This window comes from Corynebacterium glaucum, from assembly GCF_030408855.1.
GTDB lineage: Bacteria > Actinomycetota > Actinomycetes > Mycobacteriales > Mycobacteriaceae > Corynebacterium > Corynebacterium glaucum.
This window is the reverse complement of sequence record NZ_CP047358.1, coordinates 294,576-314,486: the sequence shown is the minus strand read 5'-3', so window position 1 is coordinate 314,486 and position 19,911 is coordinate 294,576. Positions and strand designations below refer to the sequence as shown.

Here is a 19,911-nt window from a genome sequence, read left to right as displayed (position 1 = left end):
CTAAGGCTGCGATAGGTCAAAACTGTGGAATCACCCCTAGTATCGTCACAATCGCCCCAGCTGTTTCGCCGCGCTGCGACCTAGATCGGTTCAGTGCTCCTCGGACGGGTCACCTTCTCGTCGCACGAACTCCGCAAAACCGGGCGCGGTGAACTCGACATAGCCGTGAGCCGGGGCGTCGATAAGCCCTTTGTCCATGAGCGAGCGGCGCACCATCGAAATCGACTGAGTGGTGCGCCCCATGCGCTCTGCGATCTCGCCGCGCCGCGCGGGCGATCCCCCGTCGGCGGCCATCGCGCTCATGAATTCCTGCTCTAACGGGGTGGCCTTCATCCAGCGGGAGCGGAAGAAGATGCGCTGCACCTCGCGGAACTGGCTGTTCGCTTCCGATACGTGCGAGCCGCCGATCACCTCGCCGGCATCGGGGTAGCCGGCGGCTTTCCACGCTTCGTCGCCAATCACCTGCAAGAAGTAGGGATACCCCGCTGCAAGTGCCAACGCCTTGTCCAGCGCCTCCGGCGTCCAGTGCACGCCGCGCGCCAGCGCCGGCTCCTCCAACGCCGCCCGCGAGGACTCCGGGTCGAGGTTTTCCAGCTGCCGGTACCGAAAGCGCTCGGCGAAACTCACCGCGTCCGTGATCACGTCCTGACTGTGGGTCAGGCCGGCACAGAAAGTCATCAATGGCAGGCCCGGGGCCTCCGATTGCAGGTGCTGCCACGCGTAGGCCAAAGCGCGCAGGCCATCGGCATCGGCGGCCTGGATTTCGTCGACAAGCAAAACAAGCCCCGGCGAACCTGCACCTTCCGCTGCCTCCTGGAGTGCTTGCTGAACGACGCGCCCGAGGCTGCTCATCTCGGCCGTCGGCTCGTCCGCATTGCTGGTGACCTTGACTCCAGCGACGGTGACGGAGAGGTTGCGCAGGATGCTGGCGAGCTGCTCGCGCGCAGCGTCGTGCCACTCGCGCGAGAGCGTGTCCAGCGCCTCCACGAGCGCGCCGAGGAACGGGCCGTCGCCGGCGGTGATCCAGCACGAGGCGAACCCGAGGCTGCGCGCGTCGTTTTCGATTGTGCGCAGCAGGCTTGTCTTCCCCACCCCGCGCGAGCCGACGAAGATTTCCAGCCGGCCTTTGAGCTCGGGAAACTCCTTCATGAAGGCGAGGTCGCGGCGGGCATCGCGAAGCAGTGCCTCGCGCCCGTAGACCACGGGTGCGACACTGCCTGGGGTGTAGGGACTGCGCTGCATGCCACCCTTTATAGCAGTTTATATTTGCCCAATGTATAAAAAGGGCTGTTCGCTTATCGACGGAGAGGCGCGATCCCCTTTAGCGCCCTCCCCGCTCCCGCCCACGCCGCGACGAACAATGCCACCGCGGCGGTGAGTGCGATGGCGAAGCGGACGGTGGTGTCGGCGACCTCCGGCCACGCCGGCACCGCGAGGATCCACAGCGGCGTGGAGGCGAGGACATCGCCGCCGATGGTCAGAGAGAAGACCGTCCACACGATCGTGGCCGCGAGTGCCCAGGCCACGCCGAAGCGCGCGGTAATGATCAGTGCGAGCAGCGCAAGCGCACCCGTGGTCAGCACGGCGAGCAGGAACCGGCGCGCCTCGCCGCCCAGAGTTGCCCCGCCGGTGATCGCCGCGATTGCCACGACAAACGCCACCACCGCGAGCACCCAAGTGCGCAGCGCGGTCAACGTCTTCGGGTGCTCGATCTGCATCAAAGCCCAGGCGGGGCGCAGACGGGGCCAGATGAGCGTGGGCAGCACCCCGGCACCGACCGGCAAGAGCACGTAGGTAGCCAAGGCGTGGCGCACCTCCGCCGGGTAGCGGATGGCAAACACCATGACCAGCACGGTGAGCGCGAGCGCGGCAACGAGAGCGGGTGTGAGCGCGGCGCGATGGATACCGCGCAGCGCAGCTCCGAATCTCACATGGGTTGGACGCGCGACTGCGGGGCGAGTTGCTTTAGGGGCGTTCACCTGGTGCGTTTCCGGTTTGCGGCGCGGGCGCACCGTGCGTGGTTCCATAAGCACTGCGCAGGCAAACCCTGCCGCGGCGAGCAGCAGACAGAGGCCCAGCGCTGGTAGCGGCGACTCCCCGTACATGGGCGAGCCCGGCTCAAGCGGCAACAGGTTGAACTGTTTTCCCATCGCCGGCAGCACCAGCCGCAGCGGCCACGCGGCCGGGTTGAACCACCACCAGTCGCGGTCGACGAAGAAGCCCAGCCCCAGGTTGCATGCTGCGGCGATGCCGATGGTCGGTAGCACCCCGATGCGGCGGCTCGCACCTGCCGCGAGCCCCGCCGCGCCGAGCGCCCCACCCCAGGCGAAGAGGCCGGCGAGCGCGACCTGGGACGAACCCTCGTAGCCAAGCAGCACCGCCGCCAACCACGTCACGCCGAAGGCGAGCAGGTAAAACACTGCAAGCGCCACCCAGACCATGAGCAGGCGCACGGCGCGCGTCGCCCGCGCAGACACCGGCCGCCACGCGGTGCCGCCGGAGCGGGCCGTGCGCTCCCGCGTTTCCGCCGAGCCTGCGAACAACGCGGCGAGCGGCGCTGCCATGCCGGTAATCAACAGCCCGTGCCAGTTCATCAGGTCGCTCGCCGTCTCCACTTGGAAGCCCATCCCGAAGACGGTGAACACGCACCCAAGCAGAAGTCCCGCGAACGCCAACCACCACAGCGTCGATCCGCGCGCCCTGATCCACTCGGCTCGCACATATTGCTTAGTGCCCGTCACCGCGCCTCACCACCCTGCACAGCCTGCCCGCCCTGCACAGCTTGCCCAGCCTGCCCCGAAGTGAGCCGGAAGAAAGACTCCTCCAAGTTCGGCCCCAGCGCGGCAAGCTCCCCGGCAAAACGCACGCAGCCGCCGGCGATCACGGTGGCGTCGTCGGCAAGGTGCAGTACCTCACCGAGCTGGTGCGAGCTCACCAGCACGGTGCGCCCGGCGCGCGCGTACTCGCGCAAATAGGTGCGCAGGTGTGCGATGCCCTCCGGATCGAGACCGTTTTGCGGCTCGTCCAGCACCAGCACGTCGGGCTCACCAATCAGTGCCTGCGCGAGCGCGAGCCGGCCTTTCATGCCGGTGGAAAACGTCGACGCCTTCTTCTTCCCCGCGCCGCCAAGCCCCACGAGGTCCAGCACGCGATCGGCCTCCGAATCCGGCAAGCCCAACAGCGTCGTATGCACCCGGAGGTTATTGCGTGCACTCAGGTGCCCGTAAAACGCAGGGTCGTTGATCGACGCACCCACATGCCGCAGCCGCTCGCGCCGAAACGGCTCGCCCATCAGCGTCACGGTGCCCGCGTCGGGTTCCAGCAGTCCAAGCAGCACCGACATCAGCGTCGATTTGCCCGCTCCGTTCGGCCCGAGCAGCGCATGCACGCGCCCGGGAATGGTGGTCAGGGAAACATTGTGCAGTACCTGCTGCGCACCGAACGCGACGGAGACGCCCTCGCAGGCGAGTTGGGATGGTCGAAAGTCCATGCCCCTCATCCTCACGACCACCCGCCGCAAACAGATCCGCCCGCAGGACGAAACCGGCTCCTCCCCTAGGAGGAAATACCGGAGCGCTGCGCGATCAGCACCAGCGCAATCCGATCACGCGCCCCAAGCTTCGCCAGCAGGCTCGACACGTGCGTCTTCACGGTCGTCTCCGCGATGAACAGCGCCTGCGCAATCTCCGCGTTCGTCGCCCCCGCACCAATCTCCGCCAGCACCTCAAGCTCGCGCTCGGTAAGCAGCCCAAGGCCCTGCCGCTCGAAGTCAGAAAGGGCATTGTGCTTATCGACGCCCCCACGCACCCACTCCAAAACCTTCCCGGTCACCCCGCTGGCCAGCACGGATTCACCGCGCGCGACAGTGCGCACCGCGTCGGCGAGGACGTCTGGATCCGCATCCTTGAGCAAGAACCCGTGCACGCCCGCCTCAATGGAGGCCTGCACCAGGGCGTCGTCATCAAATGTGGTGAGCATGATGACTTTGGGCCCGAGCGGCATGATCGCCTTCGCTGCCGCAATACCGTCCATCACCGGCATGCGGATATCCAGCACAGCGACGTCGATGGTGAATTCGCGTACTCGTTCCACCGCTTCGGCACCGTTCTGGGCAGTGGCGACAACGTCAATGTCCGGCTGCGCCCCGAGGACTGTGGCGAGGGCTGAAAGCAGGAGCGGCTGGTCGTCGGCAAGCAAAATGCGCAACTTAAACCCCCAGGACTGCTCGGACGGTGAAGGTGTCGCCTTGTTGTACCACCTCGAGGGTGCCGCCGGTGCTCGCGGCCCGCTCGCGCAAGCCCTCGAGCCCGATGCCCGCTCCGGTCCGCGGGGCGATGGCCCCCTGGGAGGTGACCTCGACTTCGAGCGCCTCGTCGAGCGGGGTGAGCGTAACTCGCACGTGCGGATCGACCTGGTGGCGCGCGGCGTTAGTGACGGCCTCGGTGACGATGCGGTTGGCGGCCAAGCCGGTCACCGCGGGCACCTGGACGTGCTGAGGCGCGTGGTACTCCACCTGCACCCCTGCCTCGCGGAGCCGCTGCAGAATAGCTGGCAGTTCCGCGATGCCCGCGGTCGGTGCGAAGTCGGGGTTGTCCCCGCGCAAACCCCGCACCAGCATGCGGATGTCGCCGAGCGCTTCGGAGGCGACGGCGCGAATCTGCTCGAGCGATTCGCGCTCCTGATTCGCTGTAAGCCCCGCGTTGGCCTGCACCTTGATCAAGGTGAGCGTGTGGCCGAGGAGGTCGTGGATCTCGCGGGCGATCTCCAAGCGCTCCTCTTCGCGGGCGATGAGCAGGCGCTCCTCGCGCTCCTTCGCCTCGCGCTCCCGCGCTGCCTCTGCGGCAGCGTCCTCCGCCGCAAGGTTCGCGGCGAGCAGGTACGCCACCGCAACCACCGCCCAGTGCATGACCAGCATGAGTCCGGCGTCCCAGCCGTGGCGGTAGAACAGTACAAGGCGCTCGTCCCAGGTCCACATGAAGGGTGAGATCACCGACCAGGCGAGCGCCGCCACCGTCACCGCGACCACCGCAGGGCCGCGGCGGAAGCGACGGGCAACGAAGACTGCCAGCGGCACCGTAGCCACCCACACCGTGTAGCCGATGTTCACCGGTGCGAGCATCCACACCGCCGACCACGCGGCATTGCCGGCAACGAGCAGCACGGCGGTAAACAGGGGTTTCGTGCGCAACATCGCCAGCGCAGCAACAAAACCCCAGGCAAGCGCCGCCTGCGCCCAGCCGGATGCGTCGCCAGGTTTGGTGATGGCATCCACGGTGTACAACGCGGCGAGAACAGCGCCGAACGCAGCGAGGACGAGGTCACCGGATTTCAACTGCACGTCAATTTATAGAGAATCGGAGGATTCTTCGCGGATAAACTCCGCAAACCCAGGAGCCGTGAATTCGAGGTAGCCGTGACTGGTTGCGTCGATGAGCCCTTTATCTAGCAGCGACCGTCGTGCCATGCTGATGTCGTTGGTGCTGCGGCCCATCTCATCAGCAATGGCTCCGCGCCGTACTGGCCCTTCCCCGTGCGCTGCCATCGCTCGGAGGAACTGGGACTCTGCAGGAGTCGCTTTTTGCCACCTCGCGCGGAAGAAGGACTGCCGAGTGTCATCAAACCCACTGATCGCGCCTGCTACTTGCTTCGGCTCAATAAGCGTTCCGGGCCCTGGATGGCCCGCCGCTTGCCAGGTTTCGTCCCCCACAACCTGAATAAAGAACGGGTAGCCTCCGGCGAGGTCCAGCGCAGCCACCAACGCATCTTCGCTCCACGTAACCCCTTTTTGCGCTGCGGGTGAGCGCAGTGCCTGCTCCGCATCCTGACGGGACAGATTTTGCAGGTGCTGGTATTTGAACCGCTCCGCGAAACTCACTGCGTCAGTAATCACGTCCTGTGAGTGGCTCAAACCTGCGGTATACGCCGCCATCGGTAAATCTCTGTGCTCAGATTGCATCTGCTGCCATGCGTAGGCCAGCGCTTTAAGACCCTCCGGATCAGCACTTTGGATCTCATCAATCAGAATCACCAACCCGTGACTTCGAGATTGCGCTTCCTCACCCGCGGCAACCAAGACCCGTTGCAAGCGCCTTCCTTGGCTTGAAGCCGGTGCCCCTGCCGCTCCGGCTTCACCACCGAACGACACAGGCCCGAGTTGCACTTCTTTTAACGATTCGATCAAAGACAGCAACAGTGGCCCGTCTCCGGCAGTGACAAAGACCGTCTGAAAGCCCAACCGCCCCACCCGCTCAGCATCTGCTTGCGCAGCGCGAAGCAAACTCGTCTTGCCCACTCCACGTGGGCCCGCGAACACCCGGATCCGTCCGGCAAAGCGCGGCTCAACCGTCATGAATGCAAGGTCGCGTCGAATCCCCTCGAGGATCGGCTCACGCCCGTACACCTCTTCGGCCACCTCACCAGGCGTGTAGGGACTCATCTGCATGCGTCTTTTATACCTCTATATGATTCGCCGATTCATAAAGAACCATAAAGTCTCTCCCCTGCCTATTGTTGAATCCCGTGACCCACATCCTCGAGCTCGCCCCCGTCGACCCCGCCGACCCGTTGGCGCTCATGCCCATCCTCGAGGAAGCACTCACCGGCCGCCGCGCCATCCTGCCAGTGCCCACCGACGACCCGCAGCGCGCAAACCTCCTGCGCAACACGCTCGCCCCCGGCCATCCGATCAAGGACGACATTGCGCTGGTCGTGGCCACCTCCGGCTCCACCGGCACGCCGAAGGGCGCGATGCTGACCACCGCGAACCTCGTCGCCAGCGCCGACGCGACCCACCAGGCGCTCGGCGGAGAGGGCCAATGGCTGCTCGCCATGCCCGCGGCCTACATCGCCGGCATCCAGGTGCTGGTGCGCAGCATGGTCGCTGGCGTCGAGCCTGCCGCGCTCGACCTGTCACAGGGGTTCAGCATCGCGGAATTCTCTGCCCGCGCCCACGAACTCGCCGACACGGGTGAGCGCACCTACACCGCGCTCACCCCGATGCAGCTCGCAAAGACACTGTCGTCGTTGCAGGGCATCGATGCTTTACGACGCTTCACCGCCGTCCTCATCGGCGGCGCCGCCGCCAACCCCGCACTGTTGGACTCCGCCGCCAAACTGCGCATCAACGCCGTGACCACCTACGGCTCCTCCGAAACCTCTGGCGGCTGCGTCTACAACGGCACACCCATCCCCGGCGCACAGGTCAAAATTTCCGACGGCCGCGTCTTCCTCGGCGGTCCCATGGTCGCCCGCGGCTACCGCAACCCCAGCTCACCGGAGCTCGCCGAAGACCTCAAAGGTGGCTGGTTCCGCACCTCAGATGCAGGATCGCTTGTCGACGGCCAACTGCGCATCCACGGCCGCGTGGACAATGTCATCGACTCTGGTGGGTTCAAGCTGCATCCCGAGGTGCTTGAGGAGCTCATGCTGCGCATCCCGGGTGTAACCAGTGCTTGCGTCATCGGCGCACCGGACCCGCGCTTGGGTGAGCGCGTCTGCGCCGCGTACTCCGGCTCCGCGACGATCACCAACCTGCTCGATGCCTTCGACGATCTTGTCGACGCCGGTGAGATGCCGCGTTGGCAAGTGCCAAAAGAACTCAAAATCGTTCCGGTGCTCCCCCAGCTCGGCCCCGGCAAGGTCGATCGCGCCGCCGTGCGCGAGTTGTTCTGAATCTGGGTGGCCCGGATTTTCTACTGCGTTACCAAACCCCGTTTAGCTGCGCCTGCCGCGAAAGAAAATCGAAGGCGTTAATTTGATCGACGTTGCCCGTGGCCAATCGAACACGGTCTCCAGTGATGAGAATGCAATGGGAACCTGGAGGCAGTCCAACGAAAGATGAGAGCTCCCGGTCCAGCACCGTCGGGTCCATTGCCGTGAGGGCCACTTGGATGTAGAGCGTCACATCATCGCGACGAGCTAAAAAGTCGATTTCGCCGCCACGGCTAATGCCTGTGAACACCTCGTACCGCTGGCGTTGAAGCTCTAGAAAAACCTGATTCTCTAGGTCGTGACCGGAGTTGGAACCACGCCGCCCGGTTAACGCGTCACGAAGTCCCGCATCGACCCAGTAGTACTTGGGCGTGGATTTCAGCCATCCTCTGCCGCGTGTGTCGAACCGGTGGCAGGGATAGATTAGGTGCGCATCCGTCATCAGCTTGAGGTAACGATCAACGGTGTCGGTGCTCACCTTCACCCCGCTGGACGTGATGGTGTTGGCGATCTTGTTCGCCGATAGAGGCGAACCTGCGTTATCGAGAACGAATGCCGCTACACGGAGGAACACTGCGGTGTCGCGAACCTCACCGCGGAGAGCGATATCGCGGGTGAAGATGGAATCGAAAAGATCCCGGTTCATCTGCCTGGTGAGGTCTGGAGTGGTGGCGAGCACACTTCGGGCAAAGCCACCGGTATCCATCCATCGTTGATAAGAGACGTCGGTGGGCTCAAGCTCAGGTGTCTGTGTGAAGATCCGGAACTCCTCAAGTGAGAGAGGAAAGATCTCAATCGTGATGTATCGGCCGGCGAGGTAGGTCAGCCCCTCCCCCACGAACATCGATGCGTTGGATCCCGTTACGCAAATCTCCACCTGTTCGGTTGAGCGCAGCGAGTTGATCACCCTCGCCCACTGGTCCAACTCCTGCACCTCATCAACATGAAGGTGGGTTACCCCGTTCGCGATGGCCTCTACCGCGAACTCGTGGAATGCGTTCGCGTCACGGAGAGCATCGTTGGCCATGTCCTCGAAATTCACTACCAAGATGCGATCCGCGCTTACTCCCTGTGACTCAAGCTCCTCGCGGTACAACTGGAGCAACGTCGACTTGCCACTGCGGCGCACACCAGAGATGAGTCTGACTAGGTCATTGCCTTCGACGGCAAGCAACTCGCCGAGATATTGGGGACGGGGGAACAGGTTCACAATTTACGATCATAATCGTAAATCTCGCCGAAGCGCCCAAGTTTTACGAGTACAGTCGCAAATCCTCTTCCCTTCCGGTGTTCACCGGGCGTTCATTCGGTGACATCGGCGTTGCAAAGCACACGGGTGTAATTTCTGCGACAATCAGGGGGTGTGAGGACCGAGACGCTCCACAGGAAAACGCACACCACGAACCCGAAGTACGCGACGACCCTTACCACCAACCACAACCCGCACACGCTGCGTTCGAAGGCACATCACCAGCCAGATAAATTCCGCCACAAGCAGCGCCGCCCGTTCATCCGCTTCGTCTAACCCCAGTCTGTAGCCACATGCCGGTGTTGCGGGCATGATAGGTGGCATGACCACCGCGCAGCCCGGCTCCGATGTCCCTGAAAACGCGAACCGCACCGCCTCGCCGAATAACGAAACGCAGGATTCCCCCGAGAAGCCTCGCAACGCCGCGAGGTTCGAGGATTGGTGGGAGGCAGCGCGCCCACACACCTGGCCGAATGCGTTCGCCCCGGTGATCGCCGGTACCGGCGCTGCCGCATTTTGGAGCAGCGCCGACATCGGCCGCGCGCTCCTCGCGCTCGGTGTCGCATGGGCGCTCATTGTGGGCGTGAACTTTGCCAACGACTACTCCGACGGCATCCGCGGCACGGATGAGGACCGCACCGGCCCAACCCGCCTCACCGCCTCCGGTCTCGCACGACCGGAGGACGTGAAGCTTGCAGCGTTCGTCGCCTTCGGCCTCTCCGCCCTCCTGGGCATTGTGCTGTCGATCATGTCCTCCCCGTGGCTCATCCTCATCGGCGCGATCTGCATCGCCGCCGCCTGGTTCTACACCGGCGGTTCGCGCCCCTACGGTTACGCGGGATTCGGTGAAATAGCCGTCTTCATCTTCTTCGGGCTCGTGGCGGTCATGGGCACCGAGTTCGTGCAAACCGGGTTTGTCTCCGGCATCGGGTTCCTTGCAGCGATCGCGATCGGGGCGATCTCTGCCGCGGTGAACCTGGCGAACAATATCCGCGACATTGAAACCGACGCCGCCGCAGGCAAGAACACCCTTGCTGTGCGGCTCGGCTACGGCAGCTCGCGCCTGCTGTTCACCGCGCTCACCCTGGTGCCGTTTGTGGTGTCGCTGCTGCTGGGCACCATCAGCACCCCGGCGCTCCTCGGCTTGGCGGCACTGCCGTTCGCGGTCTCGGCGATCCTCACCGTCCAAAGCGGGGCGACCGGCAAGGAGCTCATCCCCGTACTGGGTATGAACGGCCGCGCCATGCTCGTTTGGGCGATCGTCACCGCGCTCGCGCTGTGGTGGGCCGGTGCCCAGATCGCGGCGATTCAAAGCCACATCTACGACGCCTCCCCCTCCGGCGGCATCGATGCCTCCAGGGAAGATGCTCAGTACCCCGACGTCGTCGGCCACATCGCTCGAGAGCGCTTCTTCTAGACGGCGATCCGCGCCCACACCTTCATACAGGTGCGGTCACCGCTGGGCAGTTGTCACCGTTTCTTCCAATATCGCAAGAACAGCTTTCCTCGTACGAAGCGCATCTTCTTCCGAACCTTCGTTCCAAATGAGTCGCAATTGTGGTTCAGCGCGGTGATCAGTCGTCCCCGTGCTCAGATCACGTACATTCTCGATCAGTTCCTTCAATGTGTTTCCTTCCACGCGAACTCGGTCTGCGGTATCACGCTGGTACCTGGTGTTTGCTTTGCTCCCAGCAGCTCGAAGGAGCTCACTCTTTGATGCAACGGCAATTGTGTAACCTGACCCCGACATGTACGAGACTGTCGTCCGTCGGAAAGGCCCCTCACCTGCACGCATCAGACGATCGAGTGTCCATAGCGCATCGTCTGCCGCCATTGCGGAGGCCCCAGGCCGGTCAAAAATCCCTTCCCCTGTCACATTGTCATTTGTTGGTGTCGCCTGGATGAAGCCATAGGGGGTGATTTCCTCTGGGACGTTATCCATCCTCGTGACAACGAACATTGCCCCCGCCTCTACTAATTCGCTGATCTCACTTGATTGCTCAGCCCATAAACGCTCGTACGTGGAGGAAGATGACGTATTCACAGCACCCACGAGGACAAAGTCGCATGCATGATCCATCAACAGACTCTCGGCGATCACCAAGCTTGCCCCAAATGATGCTTTGTCTTGATCAACGGAGCAGTTGAATCCCCGTGTATCGAGAACGTTGGATACTCGACCAGGACTGATGTTGTCCATGTAGCCCGGCAATGATGCTTCAGTAGTAGGACCTACACGTTCACGGACGTATTGGTCAATAATCTGGCTTAAGGCGCGTTTATCGGCCGCGGGAGCGTCGACTTGGTCCACGCACTCTTGCAGTTCAGCCAAACGCACACGAAGATTTCTCTCCAGTGCGGCTTCCAAACCCGCAGCCGCACCTAAAATTGCCGCAAATCGCTCCGGATCCTTCACCCGCCCGTCGTTGAGTAACTCTGCGTCTTCGAGTGCACGGGCCGCCAAGGTTAAAGTGAGCTGTTGCGATTTATCCATATGCTCGACGGTCACGGGAGGCAGCCGGAACTCTCGAAATGGGAACTGAAAGCGCAGCGATTTACCTGCGTCAAGCGAAATCGGCAACTCAACTGCATCCGCAGTCGGCTCCTGGCTGGGAGTGGCTGCTGCAAAACCAATAACCGCAAGTGGCTGTGCTGAAGATGGTGCCCCTGACCTGATGCCTCCCGTAATCGAGCTCGGATTTAAGTACTCTTCAAGAACAAGTGAGGTGTTGACGCCTCCAAAACCAAAAGCGTTGGTCAATGCACGGCGAGGCTGACCATCCGCTTTCCCCCAGGCCATTCCACTTTTACTTAAACGGAATTGGTTCTTAGTCTGACCAATCGTCTCTACGTACGGGAATGCGTTGTGAGCCGGAGTGTGCCACCTGCGCTCGATCTCCAACGATACTTTGATTAAGTTAGCCATTCCCGCTGCCGCAAACGTGTGACCGATAAGCGACTTTCCGGTCCCCAACACCAGAGGCGAGCCTTCTGCCCTATCTGAGAAGACGCTCTGAACCGACTCAAGCTCAGTTCTATCCCCTGTAGGCGTTCCAGTCGCGTGAAGTTCGACTTTGTCGATGTCAGCTGCATTTAGGTTGGCCTGGGCGAGCGCAGCACGCATGGCGTCTTGTTGCCCGCGCGTGTCCGGTGCATAAATTGATCGGCCCTTGCCGTCAGTGGCTGTGGCGACTCCGCGAATGACTCCGAGAATCTTGTCTCCATCTCGCTCGGCATCGCTGAGTCGCTTGAGGATAACTGTTCCCGCGCCCTCACCTGGGATCAGTCCATCTGCGGCGGCATTCAATGGCCTGCTTGAAGTTGGGGATAGTCCACCAATTTTGGCGAATGAGACGTTGCCCGCGACACCCATATTCCCCATAGAACCGATGACGATAGCAAGAGATGTCCGTCTTTGGCGAAGGGCTCTTGCTGCGAGATCGACGACAAGAAGGCCCGAAGCACATGCACCATCGACAAGCATTGCAGGTCCGCAGGTGCCGACAACCTCGGCAATCGTTGGCGCAATGCCGCTGGCGAGTGTTGCTTTCGGTCCAAAACTGGCGCCCTTGGTAAACCCATTGAGATTTTTTAGGAACTCGTCCTGCAGATTGGAATTCAGGCTCGAAAGCTCGGAGGCGTTTAACAGCGTTTGTGCCTCATCTTTTAGCGAGCGATCGGACAAAGCCTCATCCCCAAGCATGTTTCCGACAAAGACCGAAGCGCCCGCCATTTCTTCGGAAAGAGGTGCCATTCCCGCTTCACGCAGAGCCTGCAGAGTCGCGTTGATCGCCATCTTGGCGGTGCGATTAGCGGAGCTAACGATTTGGTTCTGCTGCGCGGTAAGCAAACTGCGCAACACAGGGTCGGGATCGACACAGTGGTCATCGAGGAATCCACCCTTGACGCAATAAGTCTTATCCTCTTCAGCTCGATCGTCGGAACCGTGAAGATCCGGACGCCAACGATGGTCAGGGGCAACAGTGATCCCCATTTTTCCGTCTAGCATATTGTTCCAGTAGCCATCCAGTGAATCACTGTTTGGAGGAAATGCGCATCCTCGCCCGATGATCGCGATCGGTTCGGCAGTCATCTCTTTCATTGGTTCAATTCCTTCCCGATTTCTAGCCCCTCTTGATCGACCGTAGTCACCACTGATACTGCTACGTCGTTGTAGATTGTTGTCTCTGATTCGAACCCCGCCGGCACACAATGCTTTGTTTCGAACTGACTCGGCGTCGCGATCCTGATTTGATGCCATCCATCGGCACTCGGATCTTTGCTTGCGGCGACGATTCTCAGTCGTCTACCGAGAACGGGCGCCCCCACCGCTTTCGACAAAGCTTCATATAGGGTCCACATGGCAGTGCCCCGCCAACAGTTGAGCGGCTCCCCGAACGTTTTGCCGAGTAATTCAAGCTCGGCGTCCTCAAAAACTGCCTTCACTGCGCGAAGCGCACCATAAGAGATGGGCTCGATGTCTAATCCGCATCGGCACTCTGAAACCAAACCTCCAGCAAAACCATCGCTATGGCTGACGGAAAGATAGACTCTATCTTTACTTTCAACGATGAAGCGTGGCCGGCCGCCCTGGGTATTTCCAAGTTCTTCGGCAACAATCACTCCCTTGGTGGCGACCTCAGACCAGCCCAGGCTAATAGCGCGACTGAGGCATAACCGTCCCGCAAGCCATTCGTTTCTGCGACGAGGATGCTGGATCCGAGCCAGGCCCGAGTAATCCACCGCCACAGGCAGCTGCTGTCTCGGAGACACCCCGTAGTCCGAGTTACCGTCAACCGCCTTGAGCAGCATCAGACCGGTACGGACCTGGAAGCCGCCTAGCATCTGAGGCTCACAGCTTAGACGCCCTGAGGTACCGGTCGATTTAATCCTGCAAGATACTTGCATTTCCATCGACGCTTCCAATCGGAGAGAGCTTCAGTTCGCGTATTTGAATAACCACCTCGCCCGACTCATCGACGATATCGAGCGTGAGCTTGAAGCCGTCGCCGACCGGCGAAACTTCGGCACGCGCCTCAAGCAATTCTCCAGGTTTCGGACGTCGCCAAAAAAGCGCGTCTCGAATGTCCGTGGGAACCACGATCAGTCCAGAGTTTTCATAAATGGACATGAGCGCGAGACGCCCTGCCGCATCTACGACGATTGGGGAAGCTCTAAGCTGCAAGTTCTTCTCGCCTGCAATAAGGTTATCCGCTGGAGGTACGTGGATCATGCCTACAGCATTCAATCCATCGACACGGGCTTCCCTTAACAGCCTGTAACTCGGACCGAAAGTGATCACCTGCGCAACGGTTTCGTAGAAAGTGTCAAGGTCGACGAATCGCGCTTGACCAAGATTTTCCACGCTGACCTGCGGCGCTGGCGAAACGGATTGTTCGGACGGGAAAAGTTCGGTAGTGGAGCGCAGTCTCTTGCGATCCAGCACACGACCGTGTGGGGAGGTGAACGCAGCGGAGAGGCTCGCGGTAGCTCCAGAAACGCTACCCGGCTTCACATCAATTTCAAGATCAACACTTTCTCCACCGCGCACTTTCAGAAAAGTCAAAAACTGCGCCCGCTTCACTTGAAATGGCTCGCCTTCGCGCAAAACACCAGCGAGTTCGGCGGCTTCCACGGCCGCCTCGAGATGCATCACACCAGGAAACGTAGCTCCTCCCTTAACGAGGTGATCGGTAAGGAAGTGGTCCGACTCAGGATTCAGCCTCCGGAAGTACGATTTCTCTTTGGATAGATTCTGGGAAAGCTCACCATCAACTAGAGGGAACCGCGGCCGTCGCTGCACTATGCCCGCCACTACTTCTTCCTCGCGGGCGTGCTGCTCATCATCAAGGAGCTCCAGCACTCCATGAGGTGAGTTTCTTCCTAGACGCCCGAAAAACATCACCTGTGTACGAGGCAATCCTCCGAGAACTTCACGAACGAAATGACGCTGTCCTTCTCCGGGGCTAATGTACTCTAATCCCCGCTCACCCTCTTGGATCTGACGAACGCTTGGATGGGTTGCCATTCCAGTAGCCGACCACGCCGTCCAGTCCATCGCAGTCCAGCGAAGTGACGGCTGCAGGATAGAAAGCTGGCTGCAAATCATCGACATCAGAGCCGATGCCGCGGTGTAATCCGTCTGTCCGTCCATCCCAAAGTGACCGGAAATCGAGGTAAAAGCGATTCCCTCCTCGAGACCATGACTCATGGCCGACGACACCAAGTGGTAAAAGCCATCAAGTTTCACTTGGAGCAGCTTCAGCCCGTAGTTGCGATCCTTTTTCGGCAACGTGCCAAGTGATCCGAGTCCCGCACCGTGCACTATTCTTTTGATGGACCCAAATTCCCCAGCTATCTCATTGACGCTTCTCTTCACGTCTTCCGCATTGGTGATGTCACAGGTGCGATAATGCACTCGGTCATTTAACCCTGAGCTCTCAATCCGACGCATTGTTTCTGCAAGTGCGCGATGATTTCCGATACGGTTGTAGAGACTCATGAGATCCGTTGGACGCATGTCAGGATAGCGCTGGTGGAGAGACGCAAGAATCTCTGGCTTGGCGGCTTCAAAATCATCCGCGCTCAGCTCGAGATACGGTTGGGCGATCTGATTATCCGTTGAGGAGGTACCTAGTAGCACGAGAGTTCCCGGCAAAGCCTCTGCTAAAGCTAATGCACACTCAAGTGTGATCCCGCGAGAGCCGCCACTGAAAATGGTCACTTGGTCGAACGCTCGAGTAGAAGTTGGGTCTTCTGCAGGTCGCTCAATTTCTTCTGGCACAACCTTGAGCACGTAGCGTTGCCCGTCCAGATATGCGATGTCCGCATCATGTGAACCCTCCACATGAGCGAGTTCTTGGGTTAGTCGTGAGCCGATTTGGTCTCTGTCTGCCCAAGGCATATCGATGAAACGGAATTTAATCCCTGGAAGCTCTTTGACCAAGCTTTTCAAAAAACCTACTGCTAAAGCTCCAATCACATCCTCGGCCGCGCGCGGTGCTGCGCCGAAAGCGTTGGCCGTGCGTGTCAAGGATGTGACGAAGCCGCTGTCACCTGCTTCTTGCAGTTCACCCCAGAACTCCTGGCAGAGGATAAACAGTAGATTAAAGGACTCATTCCACTTGGCCCGAAAAAGGTTGCTGTTCAGGGGATCGCTCACATTTACCGACGCAAAAGAGTGAGCCCAGACGACCCCCTGGATCTTTCGAGGGTGTCCGATTCTTTGTGTGCGGGGGCTTGGTTTACAAGTAGTCCGCGAATCGGTCGGGGTAAGCCACGGCTAGTTGGTTGATGGCTTGTTTCCACCCGGTGGCTTTCGCTCCTTCAATATAGCCGTTGCACTCAACGTCGCGCTTGGCTTTCTTCGCCCGCTGCGCAGCGCGCTTGTCCTCGATGTTGCAGATCATCAACCACAGCGTCTTCAACGCCGCGGTATCGTTCGGGAACTGGCCCCTGTTACGGGTAGCTTTACGCAGTTCAGCATTCAGCGACTCGATCGAATTGGTGGTGTAGAGCACCCGCCTGGCCGCAGGCGGGAACTGCAGAAACGGCACGAACCGCTCCCAAGCGTCGCGCCAGACTTTGACCGACTGGGGGTATTTTAGGCCCAGCTCACTGGCCTCGAAAGCATCCAGGCTGGCGCGTGCCGTCTCCTCATTGGGAGCGGTGTAGACCTCACGCAGCGCGCGAGAGACGCCTTTGCGGTCCTGATACGACACCCACCGGTTCGCCGCCCGAATCAGGTGCACGATGCAGGTCTGCACCATGGAATTCGGCCAGGTTGCCTCCACGGCTTCTGGCAGGCCTTGGAGCCCGTCGCAGCAGACAATGAACACGTCCTGGACCCCGCGGTTGGCCAGATCTGCGCACACCGATGCCCAAAATGCGGCGCCTTCATTGTCAGCGATCCACAATCCCAGGATGTGCTTGATGCCGTCCATGTCGACACCAACCGCCATGTAGCAAGCCTTGTTGACCACGCGGTGGCCGTCACGGATCTTCACGCGTAGCGCGTCGAGGAAGATCACTGGGTAAAACTCGTCGAGCTGGCGGTTTTGCCAGATCATGACCTCTTCTAAGACCGCATCGGTAATGGTGCTGATCGTATCCGGGCTCATATCCACCCCCAGGGTGGTGGCGAGATGGTGCTGGATATCTCGCACGGTCATCCCGCCGGCGTACAGCGAGATAATCATGTCGTCGAGCTCTGTGAGCCGACGGGAGCCTTTGGGCACCATCTGCGGGGTGAACGTGCCCGCGCGATCCCGTGGCATCGTGACCTCAACAGGGCCGTAGCCGGAATCGACGGTCTTGGTGTACGACCCGTTTCGGTGGTTGCCACCACCAGCATCTGTTACCTGGGCTTTCGCTTTGCGGTCGGAGTGTTCGTAGCCCAAATGGGCATCCATCTCCGCCTGCAGGCCGGCGTTGATCGACGCCTGCAAAAGCCCCTTGACCAGCTCGCTGGCGTCGTCGGTGGAGGTGGACAGCTCCCCGATGAGCTTTGCGAGCTCGGGGTTATCCATCAGCTTCTCGCTGATCTCGTTGACCCTGGACGGGTCGTGGCTTTTCTTCGGTGACACAGTAGTCATTATCGGTGAAACTCCTTCAGATCAGAGCCTCACACACAAACTTCCTGGCACCCTCGATCTTTCCGATCTCCCTGTGCAGCGCTTCTGCTCGCACTTCATCAAAATCGCTCACTTTTTGGACAAATTTTTTCTGCCCTAATCCGCCGACCGGCTCACTCTCAACGAACTGTAGGGTAATCACCTCTGCCCCGCCTGCTTCGAGTTGACTTGCCATGTCCGCAGTAATGCGCTCGTCATCGCTGCCCACAACGAGAATCCTCAAACCGCTGTAGAAGGGCACGGAAGATTCGCGTTGGGGCAGTTCTCTGGGCACTGCCCGGAGAATGTATCGGCCCGCATGGTCCTTCTCGGTGCCGAAATCAACCGGTTCCACACCTGGCTCCGCAGATGCCGCAGATGCCGCAGATGCCGCAGGAATCATCGTCACCGAATTCAACTGCCCCACAACATCACCAAACTGCAACGACGCCAACCGGCTCGCAAACTCACGTACCGTCGACACCCCAGCAAAATCACTATCCCCAGTCGCCACCCCAACAGACTCACTGACCGAAGCAACCACTTCAGCCTGCTTCACCGAATCAATCCCCAGATCAGCCTCCAAATCCAGATCAGGCTCAATCACCTCAACCGGATACCCCGTCGCCTCCGCAAACGACTCCACCAACCGACCAACCAACTCATCCGCACCAACCGGTTCCACACCTGGCTCCGCAGATGCCGCAGGAATCATCGTCACCGAATCCAACTGCCCCACAACATCACCAAACTGCAACGACGCCAACCGGCTCGCAAACTCACGTACCGTCGACACCCCAGCAAAATCACTATCCCCAGTCGCCACCCCAACAGACTCACTGACCGAAGCAACCACTTCAGCCTGCTTCACCGAATCAATCCCCAGATCAGCCTCCAAATCCAGATCAGGCTCAATCACCTCAACCGGATACCCCGTCGCCTCCGCAAACGACTCCACCAACCGACCAACCAACTCATCCGCACCAACCGGTTCCACACCTGGCTCCGCAGATGCCGCAAATTCATAAAATGGTGCCGTAGCGCTAAAGTCATTCTCTCCACCGAGTAAAGTCTTCAGGGCTGTCTGAACATTCCCAGCACCACTGGGAGTTAGTCCAAGAGTCGAGATGGAGTCGCTAATGTCTAGCGCAAATAACGGATAGCCGCTCGCTGCAGCCACAACGTTCAGAACATCGTCTTGGCTGTGTTCGCTAGTTTCGACTGAAGCTCCGACCGATTCGCAGCCGATACTGTCGATATACATGGCAATCTTGGCCTCGTTAGTCTTTGGATCATTCCTGGGGGAGTCAAAGGGAACGACCATTATCGATTCTTCATTTCGGTCAACCAACCCGGTAAGCAGAGAGTTTGGGCCTACCTCTACCGCTTCTGCCCCGCCAGCTTGACGAAAACTCCTGAGTGCAGTTGTAAAATCAAATGGCCGAACAAGCTGCGTTGCAAGCATCTCGGCCATTGGCTCTGTCCGAAAGTCCGTAACTTGGGCACCGGTAACGGAGGAGATGACGACAGTGCCTGAGGGCTCACGAAAATCCAGATTGAGTAGCGCTTCTTTCAGCGGGGCTACACAAGAATGAAGCAGAGGTGAGTGATAAGCATGCGAGATAGGCAACCGTTTGGTTTTCAATCCGCTGTTTTGCAACCTCACTTCTAGTTCGTCTAGTCCGGACAACGTTCCGGCGACGATTCGTTGACTTGGGCTGTTGCGAATGGCCTCCACCACGCGCTCATCTGACTGATCGTTGAGCGCTGCTTTTAGTATTCTTTCATCGTCTGAACCCGCGACTCGGACAGCAACCATTCCACCCCATTGCTCACGTGGCAGCGAAGAAACAACTTCGGCTCGGGAAGCTACGGCCTTGAAGCCCGCTTGCACCGAGAGCGCTCCCGCCGCAACCAATGCAGCGTATTCGCCCAAACTATGTCCTAGAACGACTGCGGGTTCTGGGACCAAAGGGGCAAGTTTTCGGCTCTGAACGATGCTGGCAGTGAATATGGCAAGTTGCATTGCCCAAGGTTCACTAAGCGCGGAACCGTCTGCTCCGCTTCGTCTGAAAATTACGTTCGAGAGCGCCTCATCAAAGGTTTCTTCGCACAGCTTGTCTACATCTTGGATGAGCTTCCGAACCTCAGGATCCGTATCCCAATACTGATAGATCACATCCAAGTATTGACTCCCATGCCCGGGAAAAAGCAGACCGATTGACTTACTCCCCCTGGGCCTGCCCAAAAAAGCTCCGATGTTGCGAAGCTGCCTTCTTGCCGCCAGAAGTTCATCCAAGTGCATTACAAACCCCTTAACTTCGTTTCGTGTGATCTGAT

At 60.0% G+C, this 19,911-nt stretch carries 15 protein-coding genes; 3 read left to right on the top strand and 12 right to left on the bottom strand.

Translation table 11 applies throughout. The annotated features are described in order from the left end of the window. Positions 1-90: 90 nt before the first annotated feature. The 6 genes from CGLAUT_RS01490 to CGLAUT_RS01465 form a co-directional block, all read right to left on the bottom strand. Complete coding sequence (locus tag CGLAUT_RS01490) at positions 91-1,242, bottom strand: ATP-binding protein (RefSeq protein ID WP_290185852.1); 1,152 nt, start codon at positions 1,240-1,242, stop codon at positions 91-93. A gap of 53 nt (positions 1,243-1,295) precedes the next feature. Beyond that, the gene (locus tag CGLAUT_RS01485) at positions 1,296-2,741 is read right to left on the bottom strand and encodes an ABC-2 family transporter permease (RefSeq protein ID WP_290185851.1); all 1,446 of its coding nucleotides are present in this window, start codon (positions 2,739-2,741) and stop codon (positions 1,296-1,298) included. After that, positions 2,738-3,490, bottom strand: coding sequence for an ABC transporter ATP-binding protein (locus CGLAUT_RS01480; RefSeq protein WP_290185849.1), 753 nt, complete (start codon positions 3,488-3,490; stop codon positions 2,738-2,740). The genes CGLAUT_RS01485 and CGLAUT_RS01480 overlap by 4 nt, the downstream gene beginning before the upstream one ends. 65 nt (positions 3,491-3,555) lie before the next feature. Further along, the gene (locus CGLAUT_RS01475) at positions 3,556-4,206 is read right to left on the bottom strand and encodes a response regulator transcription factor (protein WP_290185847.1); all 651 of its coding nucleotides are present in this window, start codon (positions 4,204-4,206) and stop codon (positions 3,556-3,558) included. Position 4,207: 1 nt separating this feature from the next. Continuing rightward, positions 4,208-5,338 (bottom strand): sensor histidine kinase, encoded by a 1,131-nt coding sequence (locus CGLAUT_RS01470; protein WP_290185845.1) that lies wholly within the window; start codon positions 5,336-5,338, stop codon positions 4,208-4,210. Positions 5,339-5,344: 6 nt separating this feature from the next. Continuing rightward, a complete protein-coding gene (locus CGLAUT_RS01465; protein ID WP_157731227.1) occupies positions 5,345-6,442 on the bottom strand; it encodes an ATP-binding protein in 1,098 nt (365 codons plus the stop codon). 77 nt (positions 6,443-6,519) lie between these two features. Here CGLAUT_RS01465 and menE point away from each other — a divergent pair, with 77 nt between their 5' ends. After that, positions 6,520-7,671: an o-succinylbenzoate--CoA ligase gene (gene menE, locus CGLAUT_RS01460; protein ID WP_290185841.1), complete on the top strand. Its 1,152-nt coding sequence runs from the start codon at positions 6,520-6,522 to the stop codon at positions 7,669-7,671. A 28-nt stretch (positions 7,672-7,699) separates the two neighbouring features. Here menE and CGLAUT_RS01455 read toward each other — a convergent pair whose 3' ends face one another. Continuing rightward, on the bottom strand, positions 7,700-8,920 hold the full coding sequence (locus CGLAUT_RS01455) for an ATP-binding protein (protein ID WP_290185839.1): 1,221 nt from the start codon (positions 8,918-8,920) through the stop codon (positions 7,700-7,702). A 153-nt stretch (positions 8,921-9,073) separates the two neighbouring features. On the opposite strand from CGLAUT_RS01455, the gene CGLAUT_RS01450 reads away from it, so the two are divergent. Then, positions 9,074-9,235, top strand: a complete 162-nt coding sequence (locus tag CGLAUT_RS01450; RefSeq protein ID WP_290185837.1) for a hypothetical protein — start codon at positions 9,074-9,076, stop codon at positions 9,233-9,235. Between the two features lie 46 nt (positions 9,236-9,281). Next, positions 9,282-10,376 (top strand): 1,4-dihydroxy-2-naphthoate polyprenyltransferase, encoded by a 1,095-nt coding sequence (locus CGLAUT_RS01445; protein ID WP_290185835.1) that lies wholly within the window; start codon positions 9,282-9,284, stop codon positions 10,374-10,376. A 36-nt stretch (positions 10,377-10,412) separates the two neighbouring features. Here the strand turns inward: CGLAUT_RS01445 and CGLAUT_RS01440 are convergent, their stop codons facing one another. The 5 genes from CGLAUT_RS01440 to CGLAUT_RS01420 form a co-directional block, all read right to left on the bottom strand. Continuing rightward, a complete protein-coding gene (locus CGLAUT_RS01440) occupies positions 10,413-13,061 on the bottom strand; it encodes a beta-ketoacyl synthase N-terminal-like domain-containing protein (protein ID WP_290185833.1) in 2,649 nt (882 codons plus the stop codon). Continuing rightward, positions 13,058-13,582, bottom strand: coding sequence for a 4'-phosphopantetheinyl transferase superfamily protein (locus CGLAUT_RS01435; protein ID WP_353959449.1), 525 nt, complete (start codon positions 13,580-13,582; stop codon positions 13,058-13,060). Before CGLAUT_RS01435 ends, CGLAUT_RS01440 begins: the two co-directional genes overlap by 4 nt. Positions 13,583-13,844: 262 nt before the next feature. Continuing rightward, positions 13,845-16,121 carry an SDR family NAD(P)-dependent oxidoreductase gene (locus CGLAUT_RS01430; RefSeq protein WP_290185832.1) on the bottom strand — a complete coding sequence of 759 codons (2,277 nt, stop codon included), beginning with the start codon at positions 16,119-16,121 and terminating at the stop codon, positions 13,845-13,847. Positions 16,122-16,203: 82 nt separating this feature from the next. After that, positions 16,204-17,553, bottom strand: a complete 1,350-nt coding sequence (locus tag CGLAUT_RS01425; protein WP_290184376.1) for an IS256 family transposase — start codon at positions 17,551-17,553, stop codon at positions 16,204-16,206. 16 nt (positions 17,554-17,569) lie between these two features. Continuing rightward, positions 17,570-19,876 (bottom strand): acyltransferase domain-containing protein, encoded by a 2,307-nt coding sequence (locus CGLAUT_RS01420; protein WP_290185830.1) that lies wholly within the window; start codon positions 19,874-19,876, stop codon positions 17,570-17,572. Positions 19,877-19,911: the final 35 nt, after the last annotated feature.